The 20341-nt window shown below is 45.0% G+C and carries 2 protein-coding genes; both read left to right on the forward strand.

Annotation, left to right across the window (positions count from 1 at the left end; all coding sequences use genetic code 11):
- Positions 1 to 4: 4 nt before the first annotated feature.
- The gene (locus tag MKX36_RS04715; protein WP_340864300.1) at positions 5 to 7774 is read left to right on the forward strand and encodes an amino acid adenylation domain-containing protein; all 7770 of its coding nucleotides are present in this window, start codon (positions 5 to 7) and stop codon (positions 7772 to 7774) included.
- Positions 7775 to 7784: 10 nt separating this feature from the next.
- Positions 7785 to 20327 carry an amino acid adenylation domain-containing protein gene (locus MKX36_RS04720; RefSeq protein WP_340864301.1) on the forward strand — a complete coding sequence of 4181 codons (12543 nt, stop codon included), beginning with the start codon at positions 7785 to 7787 and terminating at the stop codon, positions 20325 to 20327.
- The last annotated feature ends 14 nt before the right edge of the window (positions 20328 to 20341 follow it).

The raw sequence follows: 20341 nt of genomic DNA on the forward strand, positions 1-20341 counted from the left end.
CCGTATGAGAAACGCACTCATTCAAAACATTTATCCATTGACACCCATGCAGGAGGGGCTTCTATATCACTCCATTTTAGACGAGCACTCAGAAGCATATTTTGATCAAACGGTCATTACCTTAAATGAACGGTTGAATGCAGAGACGCTGAAGGAAAGCTTCCAAACCCTGATTGACCGTTATGATGTGTTACGGACTGTGTTTGTTTATAAAGAAACAGACCAACCGTTACAAGTCGTGCTGGCTAATAAAGAAGCAACGATTGATTATAGAGACATTACTGAATTAAATGAAGCAGAACAACGTTTATATGTTGATCATTTTACGATTAATGATCGGAAAATGCGTTTTGATCTTGAAAAGGATCTCCTGATTCGGATAAGTGTTCTTGCATTAAGTGACACAAGCTGCAAAATGGTTCTGAGCTTTCATCACATCATTATGGATGGCTGGTGTATTGGTACCATTGCGAAGGATCTGTTCCAAATTTACAGAGCATATTCCATTAAGCAGAAGCCAGAATTGGACGCTGTATTTCCGTATAGCCGATATATCAGTTGGTTAGGGCAGCAAAATAAGAAGACAGCTCTTGCTTATTGGGAACAACAATTATCAGGTGTGGAAGAGCAAAGTGGCTTACCTCTTAGCAGCAAGTCAACTGAGGATGGAAGCTACAAGCTGAACAACCATATTTTTACCTTGGATGAGCAGTTAACCCGTGGTTTGGAAATGATAGCACAGCAAAATCAGGTAACCTTAAGTTCTGTATTTCACGGGATATGGGGTCTGTTGCTGCAAAGATACAATGACACCAAGGATGTGGTATTTGGTTCCGTTGTTTCCGGCCGTCCAGCTGAGCTGGAAGGGTCGGAGAAAATGGTTGGATTATTTATTAATACGATTCCTGTACGTATTTGTCATAAAGAAGCACAAACATTTTCTCAAATAATCAAACAATTTCAGCAGAACATGATGGAATCGGGGAAGTACCATTTTCTATCCTTGGCTGATATCCAGATGCTAACCCCACTGGGTAAGAGCTTGATCCACCATATCATAGCGTTCGAGAACTACCCAATTACTGAAGAGCTTGCGGGTGGAGAAGGAGAACAGCTTGTTTCAATTGTGGAAACCGAAGGTTTTGAGCAAACGAATTATGATTTTAATATTGGAGTCATTCCTGGTAAAGAATTGAAAGTTAAGTTCGGCTATAACAGTATTGCTTATCAAGCTTCAGATATTCAAAGAATTGAACTGCATCTAAAACAAATAGCTGAACAGGTAGTCTCTAATCCGCACATGGATGTGGACGATATTGATTTGCTTTCTGGCGAGGAAAAACACAGAATCCTGCGAGATTTTAATGATACAAATGCCTTGTATCCTCAAAGTCAAACGATTCAACAGCTTTTCGAAGAGCAGGCGGCGCTGACGCCGAATCGTTTGGCAGCAGCATTCGCTGATGGGCGGTTAACTTATCTGGAATTGAACGAACGGGCTAATCGATTGGCTCGCGTCTTGAGGATGAAAGGGGTGCAAACTGGCCAGATTGTTGGGATTGCAGCCTATCGCTCACCGGAGATGCTAGTCGGGATCATGGCTATTCTTAAGGCAGGGGGGGCTTACTTGCCAATCAATCCAGAGGATCCTCTGGAACGAATTCAATATATAGCGGGTAACAGCGGAGCTTCCATCCTGCTGGTGCAGCAGGAAATCCAATCTACACTGAAGGATCTTTCACAGAATATCAGCGTGCTTGCGATCGGAGCAGACTGGGCAACTGAAAAAACTAATCTTGAACCTTACAGTGGGCCGGAGGATGTAGCTTACGTAATTTATACTTCCGGTTCTACAGGTAAGCCTAAAGGAGTTATGATTCGTCACACCTCTATAGTGAATCGACTTCATTGGATGCAAAAAAAGTATCCGATTGGTGTGGGCGATATCATTTTACAGAAAACACCTTACACCTTTGATGTTTCTGTATGGGAACTATTTTGGTGGGCTATAGCCGGAGCTTCAGTCTACTTTCTTCCACCTGATGGGGAGAAGGATCCCAAGCTACTGGTGAACACGGTGGCAGAGCAGAAAATTACAACCCTTCATTTTGTACCTTCCATGTTGTCTGTTTTTTTGGAGTATGTTGAGCAGCACCAAGCAGAGGGAAAACTCAGCAGTATTAAACGAGTTTTCGCTAGCGGGGAGGCACTAACAGTAAAGCAAGCCAGACGGTTTAATACTCTGCTTCGAAAGCCGAATGGCACAACTCTGCATAATTTATACGGACCAACAGAGGCAACAGTGGATGCAACATGGTTTGATTGCCCGGATGGAGATGATTTGCAGAGTATTCCAATCGGTAAGCCGATTGACAATAACCGGTTGTACATTTTGGATCAGGAGGGGAGACTGCTTCCTGTCGGTATTCCGGGGGAACTTTATATTGCTGGTACAGGAGTAGCCCTAGGCTACATTAATCAACCTGATCTAACGGACGAAAGATTCACAGATAGTCCCTTCGTTATCGGAGAGCGCATGTATAAAACAGGGGACTTGGCAAAGTGGCTTCCTGACGGCAATGTGGAGTATCTCGGAAGAACAGACCATCAGGTGAAAATTCGTGGATATCGTATTGAGACTGGAGAAATCGAAAAGGTCCTGCTCTCTCATCATGACATCAGAGAGGCCGTGGTTCTATCTAGAAAAGACCAAGAGGACGAAACGTATTTATGCGCTTATATTGTGTCTGACCGTGAACTCTTAACACAGGAAATACGATCCTATTTGAAAGCGTCTCTACCCTTGTATATGGTACCTGCTCATCTAATACAGATTGCTGCGATACCTCTTACGACTAATGGAAAGGTGAACCGAGGAGCGCTTCCTGAGCCCCATCATGTGATTCGGGAGCAGGGGTTTGTAGCTCCTCGTACAGATACAGAAACTCGTCTAGTACGTTTGTGGGAGGATATTCTGCATGTGAGCCCAATAGGTGTACACAGCCATTTTTTTGAACTGGGTGGACATTCGCTGAAGGCTACAATACTGATCGGGAAAATTATTCGAGAATTCCAGGTCGAGTTGCCTATGCGTGAAATATTTGAGTATCCAACTGTGGAAAGTATGAGCAAACTCATTGAACGTACCATCGGGAGAGGGGCAGGTACATTTACCGAAATTGCTCTACTTTCTGGTCAAACCTATTATCCGGTTTCCTCCTCGCAAAGACGTCAGATGATACTGCATCAACTTGAAGGAGCGGAACTGGTTTACAATATGCCTTCTGTCATGCTCGTTCAAGGCCATCTGGATCAGGAGCGGTTGAAAATGGCATTCACCACTCTGATTCACAGGCATGAAGCATTGCGCACTTCATTTTCATGGATCAATGGAGAGCCGGTTCAAAGCGTACATGACGAAGTAGAATTTGAGTTGAAGATTCATAGTCTGACCAGCAAAGAGGATTTAGAGGAACAGCAAATAGAAACGGTGCTAAGTGAATTCGTCCAACCGTTTGACCTGAGCCGTGCCCCTTTATTAAGAGGCGAGCTGATTCCGTTGACAGAGAACCAAAATATGCTGCTGGTTGATTTGCACCATATTATTTCGGATGGCGTTTCTATGTCTATTATTATGGATGAATTTGTAAAAGCGTATGATGGACAAGCACTTCCGCCTCTATCCGTTCAGTACAAAGATTATGCTAGCTGGCATAATGAGCAAGTAAATCATGGATTTATTAAAGATCAGGAATCCTACTGGCTGGACATTTTTAAAAATGAGCCACCTGTACTGGAGCTACCAACGGATTTTCCAAGACCGTCTATTCAAAGCTATGAAGGTAACACGGTATCTCGAATCCTGGGCGATGATATAACAGAGCCACTTCATAAACTCGCAGCTGAAACTCAAAGTACATTATTCATGATTTTACTGGCTGTATATAACGTTGTTTTGTCCAAGCATGCACGACAAGATGACATTGTCATCGGTACGCCGGTTGCTGGGAGGAGACATCCAGATACGGAAAAGATCGTCGGCATGTTTGTCAATACGTTGGCACTGCGTACTAGCCCTTCATCGGAGAAGAGTCTTTCTGCTTTTTTGGATGAAGTTAAGGAAGCGGTTTTATCTGCTTTTGAGCATCAGGAATATCCCTTTGAGCAATTGGTCGAAAAGCTTGCGCTGCGGAGAGATGTGAGCCGAAGCCCGATCTTCGACACCATGTTTGTTATGCAAAATACAAAAGGACAACCCCTACAATCTAGTGGGTTGGAATTCAAACCGTTTCCGTTCAATCCAGGTGTTTCCCGATTTGATTTAACCTTGAGCGCGGAAGAAACAGGCAGCTATCTTCATTTAAATTTGGAGTACAACAGTGCTTTGTTTCAAAAGGATACTGTCGAACGCTTCTTGGATCATATGGTGGTGGTGCTAAGGTCTTTTGTAGCTCATAGCACACAAACGATAGGTGATACAGATTTATTAACAACGGTAGAAAAAGAAGTGATTTTGAAGAAATTCAACGGGACGGCTGCGCCTTATCCAAGGGAGAAGACGATTCATCAATTGTTTGAGGAGCAGGTGGAGCGAACACCGGAACATCCGGCAGCCCTATACCAAGATCGGCAATTGACGTACCGGGAGCTGAATGCCCAAGCGAATCGGGTGGCTCACGTCCTGCGGAAGAAAGGCATCGGGCCCGACCAGATGGTGGGCATCGCAGTTCATCGATCGCTGGAGATGATCGTCGGCCTGCTGGGGATTTTGAAGGCAGGCGGGGCGTATCTGCCGTTACATCCAGAGGACCCAGAAGAACGGCTGGGATTCATGCTGGAGGATAGCGGGGCATCTATCCTGCTGACCCAGCGGGATCAGTTGGACCGCCTTCGTCCGCACGGAGCCGACCGCGAGCTGATCGCTATCGAAGATTTGCTGATGGAGGGGATGGAGCTTACAGGAGAAGAATGCGAGAAGAACCCAGAACCTGTTAACCGCTCGAGCGATTTGGTGTACGTGATCTATACGTCAGGCTCCACCGGCAAGCCGAAGGGGGTCATGATTGAGCACGCTTCACTGATCAACCGGCTGCACTGGATGGAACAACGAATTCCGTTTGGAGCGGAGGATGTGATCCTGCAAAAAACGCCCTACACCTTTGACGTATCGTTGTGGGAGCTGTTCTCGTGGGCGATTCAGGGAGCGACAGTATGCTTTTTGGAGCCAGGAGGCGAGAAAGACCCGGCAACGATAGCCGAAACGGTGGAGGCCAACGGAGTAACAGCGATCCATTTTGTGCCATCCATGCTGGGAGCATTCCTGGAGTATATCGAGCACAGCGGAGCCGCCGGGAAAATGAGGAGTGTACGGCGAGTATTTGCCAGCGGGGAAGCGCTGATGACAGAGCATGTCCGCCGGTTTAACCGTTTGCTGGGAGCCGAAGGAGCCACGCTGCACAACCTGTATGGACCGACGGAAGCGACGGTAGAGGTGGCGTATTACGACTGTCCTGCGGAACAGGAACCGGAGAGTATTCCGATTGGGAAGCCGATTGATAACGTGAAATTGTATATTTTGGACCATAAAGACCGATTGCAGCCAATAGGCGTACCGGGCGAGCTGCACATTGGAGGGGACTGCGTAGCCCGAGGATATGTGAATCGGAAAGAACTGACGGAGGAGAAGTTCGTAGAAGATCCATATACGTCAGAGGGACGGATGTACCGGACGGGAGATTTGGCGAGATGGCTGCCGGATGGAAACATTGAATATATGGGTCGGATTGACCATCAGGTGAAAATTCGGGGCTACCGGATCGAACTGGGTGAGATTGAAGCGGCAATACTGGCCTACGAAGGGGTCCAAACGGCAGTAGTGCTTGCTCGTGATGACCGTTCTGGGGGAAGTTATTTATGCGCCTATGTTGAACATGCCCAGGAGTTCAATATACAAGCATTAAAGGCTCGTATTAAAGAAGTTCTACCCGAGTACATGGTGCCTGCTTATATCGTATCTATGGAAGCTATGCCTTATCTATCGAGCGGTAAGATCGACAGAAAAGCATTGCCTGAGCCTGATCACAGTCTGTCGATTGAGGTAGATTATATTTCTCCTTCCAATGAGGTTGAAGCGTTGATGGCCGAAATCTGGCAAGAGGTTCTTGGCTATGCTCCTATCGGAACGAATCATAACTTTTTTGAATTGGGCGGAGATTCAATTAAAGCTATTCAAATTTCCACACGTCTAAGTAAGCGCGGATATCGTATGGAAATTAAGGACCTTTTCCGTCATCAAACGATAGGTAGCCTGACTCCGGATCTAAGAGCAGTCAGTGTTCAAGCCGAACAAGGGATTATTGAAGGAGAGGCTGAGTTATCGCCTATCCAACGATGGTTTTTTGAGCAAAAGTTCACGGAATCGAACTATTGGAACCAGGCTGTTATGTTGTATAGCCAAAAGGGATGGAAGGAAGAACTGGTCGATCAGGTGTTGTGTAAGCTGACAGAGCATCATGATGCCTTACGAATGACATATACAGCGAGTCCGGACAGAATCACTCCCGTCATTCATGGTACGAATCGAAAGGCATATGCTCTTACTGTTCTGGATGTAAGCCATGAGGCATCCATTGAAGAAGCAATCCAAACCCTTAGCGAAGCGATTCAGCGGCGTATGAATTTGGAAGAGGGTCCACTTGTGCAAGCAGGGTTGTTTCACACGGCTCAAGGGGATCACTTATTGCTCGCGATTCATCATTTGGTGGTAGATGGAGTTTCTTGGAGAATTCTATTGGAAGATTTGGAGCAAGGGTATATGCAGGCGCTTAATAATGAAGAAATTCTCTTCCAGGCGAAGACCCATTCATGGAAGGACTGGACCCATCGCCTGGGTGATGATGCAAAGGGTGCGCGTCCAGCTCGTTACAAGCGTTATTGGGAGAATGTGATCCGTCATGCCAGTAAACCGCTTCATAAAGACTACCCGGTCGCTGACAGAAGAGGGAAAGACCTGAAAATCTGCAGCGTAAGGCTTTCCAAGCAACAAACAGATCGTCTGCAGAAGGATGTACACAAGGTTTATAGTACGAATGTAAACGATCTACTGTTGACAGCCTTTGGACTGGCATTGAGAGACTGGACTGATAATGATGAATTTACCATTTTTCTGGAAGGACACGGACGGGAACAGATCTTTGATGATATAGATATAACCAGAACGGTCGGCTGGTTTACTACGATGTATCCTATTCATCTGGATATGAAGCATAATGCCGATTTAGCTTACCAAATTAAGCTGACCAAGGAAGCGTTGCGACGTGTTCCTAATAAGGGCATTGACTTCGGAATTCTGGAATATATGACCCTACACGATTTGAAAAGTACTAATCAGGGACATTTTGCACCTGAAATCCGGTTTAATTATCACGGCCAGATTGATTCAGGCTCCGTTGCGCCTTTATTTGTCGAATCAAAGTATTCTCCGGGCCGGACAGTAAGTGAGGAGACCGAGACACCATTTGTGCTTGATATTAATGGCAGTATCGAACAGGGGATATTAACCCTCGGGATTGAGTATAGCAGTCGTGAATATGCTGAATCGAGTATTCAAAAATTGGGAAATTTCTTGCAAAGTCGTTTGCTAGAAATTATTGAGCATTGCTCTGAAAAGAAGGAGAAGGAATGGACTCCCGCAGATGTGAGCGATGATGAGAATCTTTCAATTAACGATTTGGATGAGATTATGGCCTACTATAAAAATAATACATCTTCCTAGGCGGTGGATTATGAGTAAAGATCTGCAAATTCAAAGTATATTCCGATTAACCCCAATGCAACAAGGAATCTTGTTCCATAGCCTGCTAGATCAAACTTCGTACGCCTATTTTGAACAGGTGAGTCTTACCTTGAACGGCTTACTCGAGGTAGAGCTTCTGGATCGAAGTCTTTCTGTTCTGTTTGAGCGCCATGAGATATTGCGCAGCAATGTTTTTCACGTCAATATTGAAGAGCCTAAATTGATCGTATTTCGGCAGAAGCATCCAGCAATTCACTTTGAGGACATTTCTTCACTAACGCAATCTGACCAGGTGGCCTATATAGAACAGTTTGTTCAACGTGATAAGGCCAACGGATTTGATATTACCCGGGATGAGTTATTCCGGGTCTCCATATTGCAGTGTGCGTCTGATGTATACAAGCTGATCGTTAGCTTCCACCACATCATTATGGATGGATGGTGCTTAGAAATCGTTTTGAAAGAATGGTTCCAGATCTACACATCATTGCAAAAGAATGAGCCAGTTCAACTGGGAGAAGCTCCTTCTTATGAAAAATACCTCAAGTGGTTGGACAAGCAGGATACAGATATAGCGCTTACGTTTTGGGAGCGATATTTGGATGGTTTTGAACAGCAGAGTATCTTGCCTGCGAGTGGTAAAGGGAGCCACGTTGATTACGATCCACAGCAGCAAATCTTTAGCTTTGATTCGCAATTAACGGGTCAGTTGGAATCACTGGCCAAAGAACTCAAGGTTACTTTGAGTACATTGTTTCACTCTATCTGGGGCTTGCTATTGATGAAATACAACAACACCCGCGACGTGGTATTTGGCTCTGTCGTTTCCGGTCGTCCGTCAGATATTCCGGGAGCAGAAAACATGGTAGGCCTATTTATCAATACTATTCCAGTGCGTATATCGAGTGAAGAGGATCATCTTGCTTTTTCGGATTTCGTCCAGCATGTACAACATTCGGTTATGGAGGCGGGGCAGCATCATTATGTGCCCCTTGCTGATATTCAGGCGGGTAGTTTGTTGAAGAGTAATCTGATACACCATATTTTGGCCTTTGAAAATTTCCCGGGTATGGAGGAAGCTTCCGATCACGAGAACGAAAACAGTTTAGCGGTTTCGGAGATGGCTGGCTTTGAACAGACTAATTATTCGTTCAACCTTAACGTTGTCCCCGGTGAGAAACTGCGGATGAAATTCAGCTATAACGGTCTATTATACGAACCAGAATATATAGATCGATTAGGTCGACATGTTGAGGAAATCGCCCGCACTGTAGTTTCGTCTGCTGATATAGTTTTGCACGAAATAGATATCATTCTGCCAGAAGAAAAAGAAGTGATTTTGAAGAAATTCAACAGGACGGCTGCGCCTTATCCAAGGGAGAAGACGATTCATCAATTGTTTGAGGAGCAGGTGGAGCGAACACCGGAACATCCGGCAGCCCTATACCAAGATCGGCAATTGACGTACCGGGAGCTGAATGCCCAAGCGAATCGGGTGGCTCACGTCCTGCGGAAGAAAGGCATCGGACCCGACCAGATGGTGGGCATCGCAGTTCATCGATCGCTGGAGATGATCGTCGGCCTGCTGGGGATTTTGAAGGCAGGCGGGGCGTATCTGCCGTTACATCCAGAGGACCCGGAAGAACGGCTGGGATTCATGCTGGAGGATAGCGGGGCATCTATCCTGCTGACCCAGCGGGATCAGTTGGACCGCCTTCGTCCGCACGGAGCCGACCGCGAGCTGATCACTATCGAAGATTTGCTGGTGGAGGGGATGGAGCTTACAGGAGAAGAATGCGAGAAGAACCCGGAACCTGTTAATCACTCGAGCGATTTGGTGTACGTGATCTATACGTCAGGCTCCACCGGCAAGCCGAAGGGGGTCATGATTGAGCACGCTTCACTGATCAACCGGCTGTACTGGATGGAACAACGAATTCCGTTTGGAGCGGAGGATGTGATCCTGCAAAAAACGCCTTATACCTTTGACGTATCGTTGTGGGAGCTGTTCTCGTGGGCGATTCAGGGAGCGACAGTATGCTTTTTGGAGCCAGGAGGCGAGAAAGACCCGGCAACGATAGCCGAAACGGTGGAGGCCAACGGGGTAACAGCAATCCATTTTGTGCCATCCATGCTGGGAGCGTTCCTGGAGTATATCGAGCACAGCGGAGCCGCCGGGAAAATGCGGAGTGTACGGCGAGTATTTGCCAGCGGGGAAGCGCTGATGACAGAGCATGTCCGCCGGTTTAACCGTTTGCTGGGAGCCGAAGGAGCCACGCTGCACAACCTGTATGGACCGACGGAAGCGACGGTAGAGGTGGCGTATTACGACTGTCCTGCGGAACAGGAACCGGAGAGTATTCCGATTGGGAAGCCGATTGATAACGTGAAATTGTATATTTTGGACCATAAAGACCGATTGCAGCCAATAGGCGTACCGGGCGAGCTGCACATTGGAGGGGACTGCGTAGCCCGAGGATATGTGAATCGGAAAGAACTGACGGAGGAGAAGTTCGTAGCGGACCCCTATGCGGCGGGGGGACGGATGTACCGAACGGGAGACTTGGCGAGATGGCTGCCGGATGGAAACATTGAATATATGGGTCGGATCGACCATCAGGTGAAAATTCGGGGCTACCGGATCGAACTGGGTGAGATTGAAGCGGCCTTACTCGCGTACGAAGGTATCAAGGCGGCTACAGTACTTGCCCTTGATGATCGAGATGGTGGCAAATATTTATGCGCATATGTTGAAAGCGGAGAGGGTTTGAACACATCTATTTTAAGGGCACATTTGAAGGCACTTATACCGGATTACATGGTGCCAAGTCATTTCGTTCGGCTAGATGTTATGCCGCACCTGTCCAGTGGCAAGGTTAACCGTAAAGCGCTACCCGAACCGGATCATGGGATGCGAGCCACCAGCTACGTTGCACCAAGAAACGAAACGGAAAGAAAACTAGCCGAGATTTGGGAGAAGTTGCTGGACATATCCTCCATCGGTATACATGACAACTTTTTTGAACTGGGTGGACATTCACTAACGGCGACTCGACTTATGTCTCGAATCAATAAGTTGCTGCAAGTTGAAATTCCACTCCGTGATATTTTTGCACATCCGACCATCGAAGAAATGAGTGTTTTGATCTGCGGACCAGAGGTTGCAGCTGGGACGATGATGGATATTGCTCCTGCCGAGCTACGCGATTCTTATCCAGTGACATCCGTTCAAAAGAGACAAATGATTTTACATCAGTTTGAAGGAGCAGAAACAGCATACAATATGCCCTTTGCCTTACTGATGGAGGGAGAACTGGACATCCAGCGGCTGGAGCAAGTGTTCAGGGATCTAATAGATAGGCATGAGGCATTGCGGACATCATTTGAGTGGGGCACAGAGGAGCCAGTACAAAAAATTCATAGTGAGGTTCCATTTCAACTGAGTCTCCAACAGGCTGATGATATCGGAATAGAAGCACAGGACAAACAGATTCAAGCGATATTCAAAACGTTCGTAAGACCGTTTGACTTAGGTCAGGCTCCATTGTTGCGGGCGAAGCTGGTGCGTATTTCGGACAATAGGCATATTTTAATGGTAGATATGCACCATATTGTTGCAGATGGTGTTTCCATGAGCGTTTTGGCTAATGATTTCACGGCATTGTATCACGGGAACTCACTGCCACCATTGCGTATTCAATATAAAGACTACGCCGTTTGGAATAGTGAGTGGATCAAAGAAGGACACTTGATTAAGCAGGAACAATACTGGCTAGACTTGTTTTCGGATGAGCTTCCTGTCCTTAATCTACCAACTGATTTCACGAGACCTCAAGTACAAAGCTTTGAAGGTGACCGGTATTCTTTTCAAGCTGATAAGACGCTTCGTGAAGGTCTACAACAATTTGTTACAGAAAATCGGACCACTTTATTTATGGTACTGCTATCGGCTCACAACGTATTGCTGCATAAGTATTCAAGCCAGGAAGATATCGTGGTAGGGTCTCCAATAGCAGGTCGTAATCATAAGGATTTAGAAAATATTATGGGGATGTTCGTTAATACACTTGTGCTGCGTAACCGCCCAGCTGCTGACAAAACGCTCAAGCAATTTTTACTGGAGGTGCAAAGAAGTAGCCTGGAAGCATTCGAACATCAGGATTATCCAATAGAAGATCTTGTAGATAAGCTCGAACTTCACAGGGATTTAAGCCGAAATCCTCTGTTTGATACGATGTTCTCTCTAGAAAATACCGATTCGGTAAGCCTGCAAGCTGACGGGATATCCATATCGCCCTATTCTGTTGAAGCTGGCATAGCCAAAGTTGATTTAACGTTAACAGCAGAAGCGGACCAAGAGGGACTCTCTTTTCGAATTGATTATTGTAATAAGCTGTTTCACAAAGAAAGTATTGAGAGAATGTCGAAGCATTATTTGCAGATTTTACAGACTATTGTGGACTCTGCGAATGCACGGATTGGCGACGTAAACATGGTAACTGCATCCGAAGAAGAGATTTTGTTAACGAAATTTAATACGGTACCCGCTTCTAACGAGAAAGAGAACCGAAAATTGCTGCATCAGCTCTTTGAAGAGCAGGTAGCGAAGACGCCGGAGCGTGTCGCAGTATCGTTCGAAGAACAACAATGGACTTACAGCGAGTTAAACGATAAAGCGAATCAGCTTGCCAGAGTGCTTAGAGAAAAAGGAGTACAGGCCAATACGCTTGTAGGCATGATGGTAGAGCGATCTTTTGAAATGATAGTCGGAATCCTAGGGATTTTAAAGGCTGGGGGTGCGTATGTTCCTCTGGCACCAGATTATCCTGCGGAGCGAATTAGTCTGATGCTATACGATTGCAAGATAACACTATTATTGGCTTCCCATCATGTCCTGACTGAATCAACTTTCATAAAAGAGGCAGGAGCAGATGGGTTTGCAGGGGAAATCCTTGATTTGGATCAGCTCGATACTATCGTTAAGGATTCGGATTCTAGTAACTTACCTTATGTGAATGAACCGGATGATTTGGCATATGTGCTATATACCTCTGGCTCAACAGGTAAACCAAAAGGGAATCTGACCATGCATTATAACGTGGAGAGATTGATTAAAAACTCCAATTATATCGATCTTACGGAACAGGATATTCTCTTGCAGTTATCCAACTATGCCTTTGATGGGTCAGTCTTCGATATATTCGGCGCTCTGGTCAATGGTTCTAAGCTGATTCTCTTACGTAAAGAGAATATGCTGAATCCAGAAAAACTGTCTTCCTTGATTCGAAATGAAAGTGTCTCGGTATTTTTTATTACTACCGCCTTGTTTAACACGTTGATAGAAACCAATATTGAATGTTTTACTACAATTCGCAAAGTACTTTTTGGTGGAGAGCGGGTTTCGCTACCGCATGTGAGCAAGTTGTTTGAACATATCGGACCCCATAAAATGCTGCACATGTACGGTCCTACCGAAAGCACGGTCTTTGCTACCTGTTATGGTGTAGATCAGATTCATGAACGGAAAGGTACAATTCCGATTGGAGCCCCGATTACAGGTACTACTGTGTATATTCTGGATAAAAATCTTAAATTGCAGCCTATTGGTATACCGGGAGAGCTTTGTATAGCAGGGGATGCACTATCCCAGGGCTACTTGAACCTACCTGATTTTACAAACGAAAAGTTTATAGATAATCCATTTAATCCAGGCGAGAAAATGTACAAAACAGGTGATATTGCAAAATGGCTTTCAGATGGAAATATTGAATTTGTAGGCCGCCAAGATCATCTGGTGAAAATTAGGGGGTTTCGTATAGAGCTTGGAGAAATTGAAAATCAACTACTATCCCATGAACGCATTAAAGAGGCAATAGTTGTAGCTAAACCGGATCCATCCGGTCAAAATCGTATTTCTGCATATATGGTGACAGATGGGGAATTAAATACTTCAGCTATTCGCCGTTACTTGGCGAAGTATCTACCAGATTACATGTTGCCATCCAGCTTAATCCTGCTGGACAGTTTGCCACTGAACGCTAATGGCAAGGTGGATCAGAAGAAACTGCCAGAGCCTCATATTAACTTAGACTTGAGCACGCTGTATGAACCACCAACAAGCCCTACGGAAGAGAAGTTGGTCAAAATTTGGGAAGGCGTGCTGGGACAAGAGGGAATTGGAATTAGTCACAGTTTTTTTGACCTTGGAGGAGACTCTATTAAGGCCATTCAAGTGATCGCAAGGTTGAGCCAAGAGGGATTAAAGCTGGATATGAAGGACATATTTCAGCACCCTACTGTTCAGCAAGTAGCACCATATGTCCAACGTCGTTCCAGAATCATTGACCAGAAGGCGGTAACAGGTGAGGTACAGCTAACTCCAATCCAAAGATGGTTCTTCGAAAATGTACAGGATGATCGGAACCATTTTAATCAAGCAGTTATGTTGTTTACTAGTGGTGTATTTGATGAAGAAGCCCTAAAGACTGCTTTGGAGAATATTATTATTCACCATGATGCCCTACGAATGGCGTATGAGATTGGTCAGAGTTCTGTTTGCCAATACCATACGGAGACGCAGTTAAGGCCTTTTCATTTAAATATTTATAATCTACAAGGAAATAACGATGCTGAAAGCAAGATTGAGGAAGAGGCGAGTCGGCTACAGGCTACCATGGACTTAAGAGCAGGCGAGATGATCAGGGTGGGCTTGTTCCAAACAGATCAAGGCCAGCATTTGCTGATTGCTATTCACCATTTGGTTATTGACGGGGTCTCCTGGCGAATCTTATTGGAAGACTTGGAGAGCGCATATACCCAGGCATTACAGGGTAAGGCTATCGCTTTGCCGGATAAAACGGACTCTTTTCAGTATTGGTCCGACCGGCTTGCAGAGTATTCGAACAGTCGGACTTTACTGAAGGAGAAGGCATATTGGCAGCAAATTGAAGGTGTTCAATGTGAGTCTCCATTTCCTCAGAAGAGCACAGGTACTGATGAGGGTGGAGTGAAAAAAGAAAGAACGAGCATAGCTGTCCGGTTGGACAAGCAAAATACACAGCTACTGCTTGGAACTGCTCATCAGGCCTATAATACCGAAATTAATGACTTATTGTTATCAGCACTTGGTTTGGCTATTAAGCAATGGGCGGGTAGTAAAATCTTCGCTATTAATCTTGAAGGACATGGCAGGGAAGAGATTATGGAGGAGATTGATGTTACTCGAACCATAGGTTGGTTTACTTCGATGTTTCCTATTGTTCTGGATATGAGGGATAGTGAAGATATTTCATCTGTTATTCGGCGAACTAAGGAAATGATTCGGCATATCCCTAATCGAGGGATTGGCTACGGAGTTCTGAAGTATTTGACCGATGTGGAACATACTCAAGATTTAGATTTTAACATACAGCCACAAATCAGTTTTAACTATCTGGGACAATTTATGGATGGTACGCAAGAGGGGAGCTTTGAATCGTCACCGCTATCTCCGGGACGTTCTGTTGGTGAAGGGGCAGAAAGTCATTTTACACTGGACATTAATAGTATTGTTTCCCAAGACCAACTGTTACTTGAATTTGGATATATTCGTGGCGAGCATGCAGACCATGCTATTGAACAATTATCCCTTATGTATATTGAGCATTTAAAAATGTTAATTAATCACTGTACAAGCATTTCACAGAAGGTTCTCACCCCATCTGATTACCAAGACCATACTCTCTCTATTCCTGAGTTAGATCAGATTCTCAAGCAGTTTGGTGGGACTGAACAAGTAGAGCATATTTACCCGTTAACACCTATGCAGCAGGGAATGCTGTTCCATTACATGATGGAGCCAGAAACTACAGCTTATGTGGAACAAGTCGCGATTGAAATGGAAGGTGAACTGCAGCAGGAACTTCTGGAACAGAGTTTTCAAGAATTGTTGGCAAAATATGAAGTATTGCGTACGAATTTTGTGTTTACCAGTATACGTGAACCTCGGCAAGTAGTGCGTAAACATCAACAAGCAGAGTTTCAGTTTTATGACCTTACCGGGATGGATGAGCAAGAAATTACCGCTTATCTTGAGGATCACAAAAAACAAGATCTTCTGCGTGGATTTGATTTATCCAATAAAGCACTAATACGTATAAATGTATTAAAAACAACTCCTGATAAGTTTCTTATGATGTGGACCTTCCATCATATGATTATGGATGGATGGTGCGTAGGGATTGTCTACCACGATTTTATGAGCATGTATCTAGATTTGAAAAATGGTAGACCGCTTAAGTCTGAGACAGCCCCTGCTTATTCAACTTATATCCGTTGGCTGGAAAAGCAGGACAAAGGGGAGTCCATGCAATATTGGAAACAGGCTTTGGATGGATATGCGCAATGTGCAGTTATACCGAAGACGTTCAAATTGCAGGCTAAAGAAGGTGGTTACCGGACGAGTCAGCTGGAATTTTCGTTAGACCAAACAATGACACGACGATTAACAGAGATTGCATCTCATAATCGGATTACAGTCAACACGTTGTTCCAATCCATATGGGGGGCATTGCTTCAAAGATATAACAATACCAACGATGTAGTATTTGGAGCCGTAGTTTCAGGGCGACCGCCAGTAATCCCAGACATTGAGAGCATGGTAGGTATTTTCATTAATACTATTCCCGTGCGAATTTATGGCGAGGAGAATGAAAGCTTCATTGAAATGGCCAAGAGAGCTCAACAAAGCTCCATCGAATCTGTTAAGTATGAGTACACATCATTAGCTGACATTCAGTCCATAACCACACTGAAGCAAAGCCTGTTAGATCATATTATTGTGTTTGAAAATTACCCGGAGTATGGCGAAGAAGAGGCGCTACAGAAGCACAATCTGAAAATTCATGTGCGAGACATGGCCTTTTATGAACAGACAAACTATGACTTTAATCTTATTGTTTCCCTGAAAGACGAACTGAACATTAAATTTCTGTACAACGCTGATACCTTAAGTAGAGAATTTGTGGAACGTATAAAAAATCATCTAAATGGCGTAGTCCGACAAATCGTGGATAATCCAGAGATAAGTATATCCTCGATTGAAGTAACTTCTTTACCGGAGAAAGAAGTGATTTTGAATGAATTTAACAATACGACAGCGATCTATCCGCGAGCGAAGACAATCCATCAATTGTTTGAGGAGCAGGTGGAGCGAACACCGGAACATCCGGCAGCCCTTTACAAAGGACGGCAGTTAACGTATCGGGAGCTGAATGCCCAAGCGAATCGGTTGGCTCATGTGCTGCGGGAAAAAGGAGTAGGGCCTGATCGTGTGGTGGGGATCGCGGTTCACCGATCGTTGGAGATGATTATCGGACTACTAGGAATCTTGAAAGCAGGTGGAGCCTATCTGCCGCTGAATCCAGAGGACCCTGAAGAACGACTGGCGTTCATGCTGGAGGACAGTGGAGCATCCATTTTATTGACCCAGCAGGAGTTAGTGGAACAGCTTCGCTGTCATGGAACAACCAGGGAACTGATCGCTATCGAAGATTTGCTGGTACAGGAAAAGGAGCAAACAGAAAGAGAAAAGAATCCGGAATCGATCAATCGCTCGACGGATTTGGTGTATGTTATTTACACCTCGGGATCTACGGGTAAGCCTAAAGGAGTCATGATTGAGCACGCCTCGCTGATCAATCGTCTGCACTGGATGCAAAAGCGGATTCCATTTGGAGCGGAGGATGTAATCCTGCAAAAGACACCATATACCTTTGATGTATCGTTGTGGGAATTGTTCTCGTGGGCCATCCAAGGGGCAACGGTATGCTTTTTGGAGCCAGGAGGAGAGAAGGACCCGGCCACAATAGCTGAAACGGTTGAGTCTAACCGGGTAACGGCATTGCACTTTGTGCCGTCGATGCTAGGAGCGTTTCTGGAATACATGGAACACAGCGGAGCTACGGGGAAAATGCGCAGTGTACGACGGGTATTTGCCAGCGGGGAAGCGCTGATGACAGAGCATGTGCGTCGGTTTAACTGTCTGATAGGAGGCGGCGGTGCCACGCTGCACAATCTGTATGGGCCAACGGAAGCGACCGTGGAGGTGGCGTATTATGACTGTCCTGTCGAGCATGAACCGGAGAGCATTCCGATCGGGAAGCCGATTGATAACGTAAAATTGTACATTTTGGATAAGAAGGACCGTTTGCAACCGATAGGGATACCTGGCGAACTGCATATTGGAGGCGACTGTGTAGCGCGAGGATATGTGAATCGGGAGGAATTGACGGAAGAGAAGTTCGTAGAAGATCCATACGAGCCGGGAGGACGGATGTACCGAACAGGGGATCTGGCCAGATGGTTGCCGGATGGAAATATCGAATATATGGGCAGAATCGATCATCAGGTGAAAATCCGCGGATATCGGATCGAACTGGGTGAGATTGAGGCGGCTTTGCTTGCGCATGATGGAGTTCGGGCAGCGGCAGTACTTGCCCGTGCTGATGACCGAACGGGGATGCCTAGTTTGGGGGCGTATGTTGTTGCCGAACCTCATGTGACAACGGCAATGTTGCGACAAAATTTATCTGTCTCAGTTCCAGAGTATATGATTCCAGCCTATTTTGTATTCTTGGATCAGATGCCGCTCACGTCGAGTGGTAAGATTAATCGTCGTATGCTATTAGAGATTGAGCTGGAATTTGGTACCGGAACGGAATATGTGGAGCCAAGCAGTGAGCTGGAAAAGGAATTAGTTGAGATCTGGATGAGTGTACTTGGTATTGAACATGTGGGTATCGACGATAATTTCTTTGAACTGGGAGGACATTCTTTAACGGCTATTCAGCTTGCATCCAGGTTACAGGGGATTTGGAGTAGTGAATTACGGTTGAGCAGTATCTATCAATACCCTACGGTCAGAGAGTTGGCACTACATGTGGAAGGGATGGAAGAAAACCATTCTGCACTTGCCCAACAATTTGATCAAATTATAGCGTTGCTGCATCAAAAGCTGAACGTTAAGGGATGGTTACAACAAGAGCAATTCAATGGAAAACCTTATATTGTTCTGCATCTAGAAGATGGAGCCATTTCTTTTGAAAAAGAGATTATGGAACTGTTGGACATGAAATGCGATGAATCAATTCAGCCTCATTACATCACTTGGCATGGAGAAGAAAACCTGAGACTGGAAAAGGCCAATCTTGAAGACATTAAGAGCATATGGACAGAAAGAATTGACAATGATTTGGACGTTTTCTCCAAAGCTATTTTAAGCCTAGGAGTGATAGAGAGACTGCCTGTTTCTCCAACACAACGTTACCATCTCCAACATAGTGATATTTCTGGCACGGTTATTCCGCTAGAAAAACATATGAACATGGAATATGTGGAAGAAGCGATTCGGCAGATTATTCGAGAGCAAGATTTGATGAGAAGTACGCTGTGTGAAGAAAACGGAGAATTGCAGTGGCAAGTAAGGGAAGCACCAGATCATCTTCCTGTACCATTGGTTGATATCTCTATGTACGATGAAGATACACAGCAAGTGATTCTGAATAATATCGTCTGGCCTTATTTTTACAGGCAGCATGAACTGAGCAATTCACTCTTATATCGGATATTGATTGTGAAAAAGAATCTGAAAGACTACATGCTTATATTACCTTTTTCGCACTCGATCTTTGACTTTATGAGCAGTGAGATTATTAAGCACCAGTTCAACACTTATTATGAATGTGTACGAGCTGGAAAGGAAACGCCTAAAGGGAGCAGAAATCGTTACTCTGATTTTACAGCTCATATTATGGAAGGACCTCAGGGTGTTGATGATTTGGAATTAGTTACTACCTATAATCTAGATAAGTTTGATCGTGCAATTGGTCGTATAACCGATTTTGTAAGTCAAAAAGCAGTACTTGAAGGGCATACAACTGTCATTTGGGATTTGAAATCTTCCGAGAGAGCAGTTCACTTGGACAACACAAGTCATTGGGAGGTTGCATTCTTTACGTTCACTGCTTTTTGTAAAATGTATTTCGAGCTTAGTCAGGTACCCATTTGGGTAACGCAGTATGGCCGAAGCTTTGGAGAGAAGCGTTACTATGATGTTATTGGTGAATTTGTGGATCATATCCCGATACTAACAAATTTAGACCAAAATCTGGTATCTCTAGAACAGCAGGTTCGCCAAAGTGTTCAATGGGCAGCTGAACATAATATCAGCTTTGCTAACTTAATGTATAACCCGGATGTACAGAACGATTATCCTTTATCTGGAGGATACTTGCAGCAGGCTTTGGATAGAATGCCAATTGTATTTAATTTCCTTGGTGAGCTGAGAAGTGAGCATCAACTCCTACAAACGGTGGATCTGGGTAATGTCAATGTTGAAGGAAGAACACGAATCTTATGCGAAGTTTGGCATGATAGCGAGTCTAATCTGTTTGTGGCACTAACTCTACCTTTTTCAGAAGACGAAAGTATAGTACGGAATCATCTACAAAGTGCCTTGGAGCAATTGGAAAGACGCTGGGCAACCGTTCTGTAACTCTTGCCCTAACC

This window comes from Paenibacillus sp. FSL W8-0439, assembly GCF_038008995.1.
GTDB lineage: Bacteria > Bacillota > Bacilli > Paenibacillales > Paenibacillaceae > Paenibacillus > Paenibacillus polymyxa.

Bases quoted from the DNA above. Each gene is read 5' to 3' on its own strand.
- MKX36_RS04720 (WP_340864301.1), top strand. From the start codon at position 7,785: ATGAGTAAAGATCTGCAAATTCAAAGTATATTCCGATTAACCCCAATG.
- MKX36_RS04715 (WP_340864300.1), top strand. From the start codon at position 5: ATGAGAAACGCACTCATTCAAAACATTTATCCATTGACACCCATGCAG.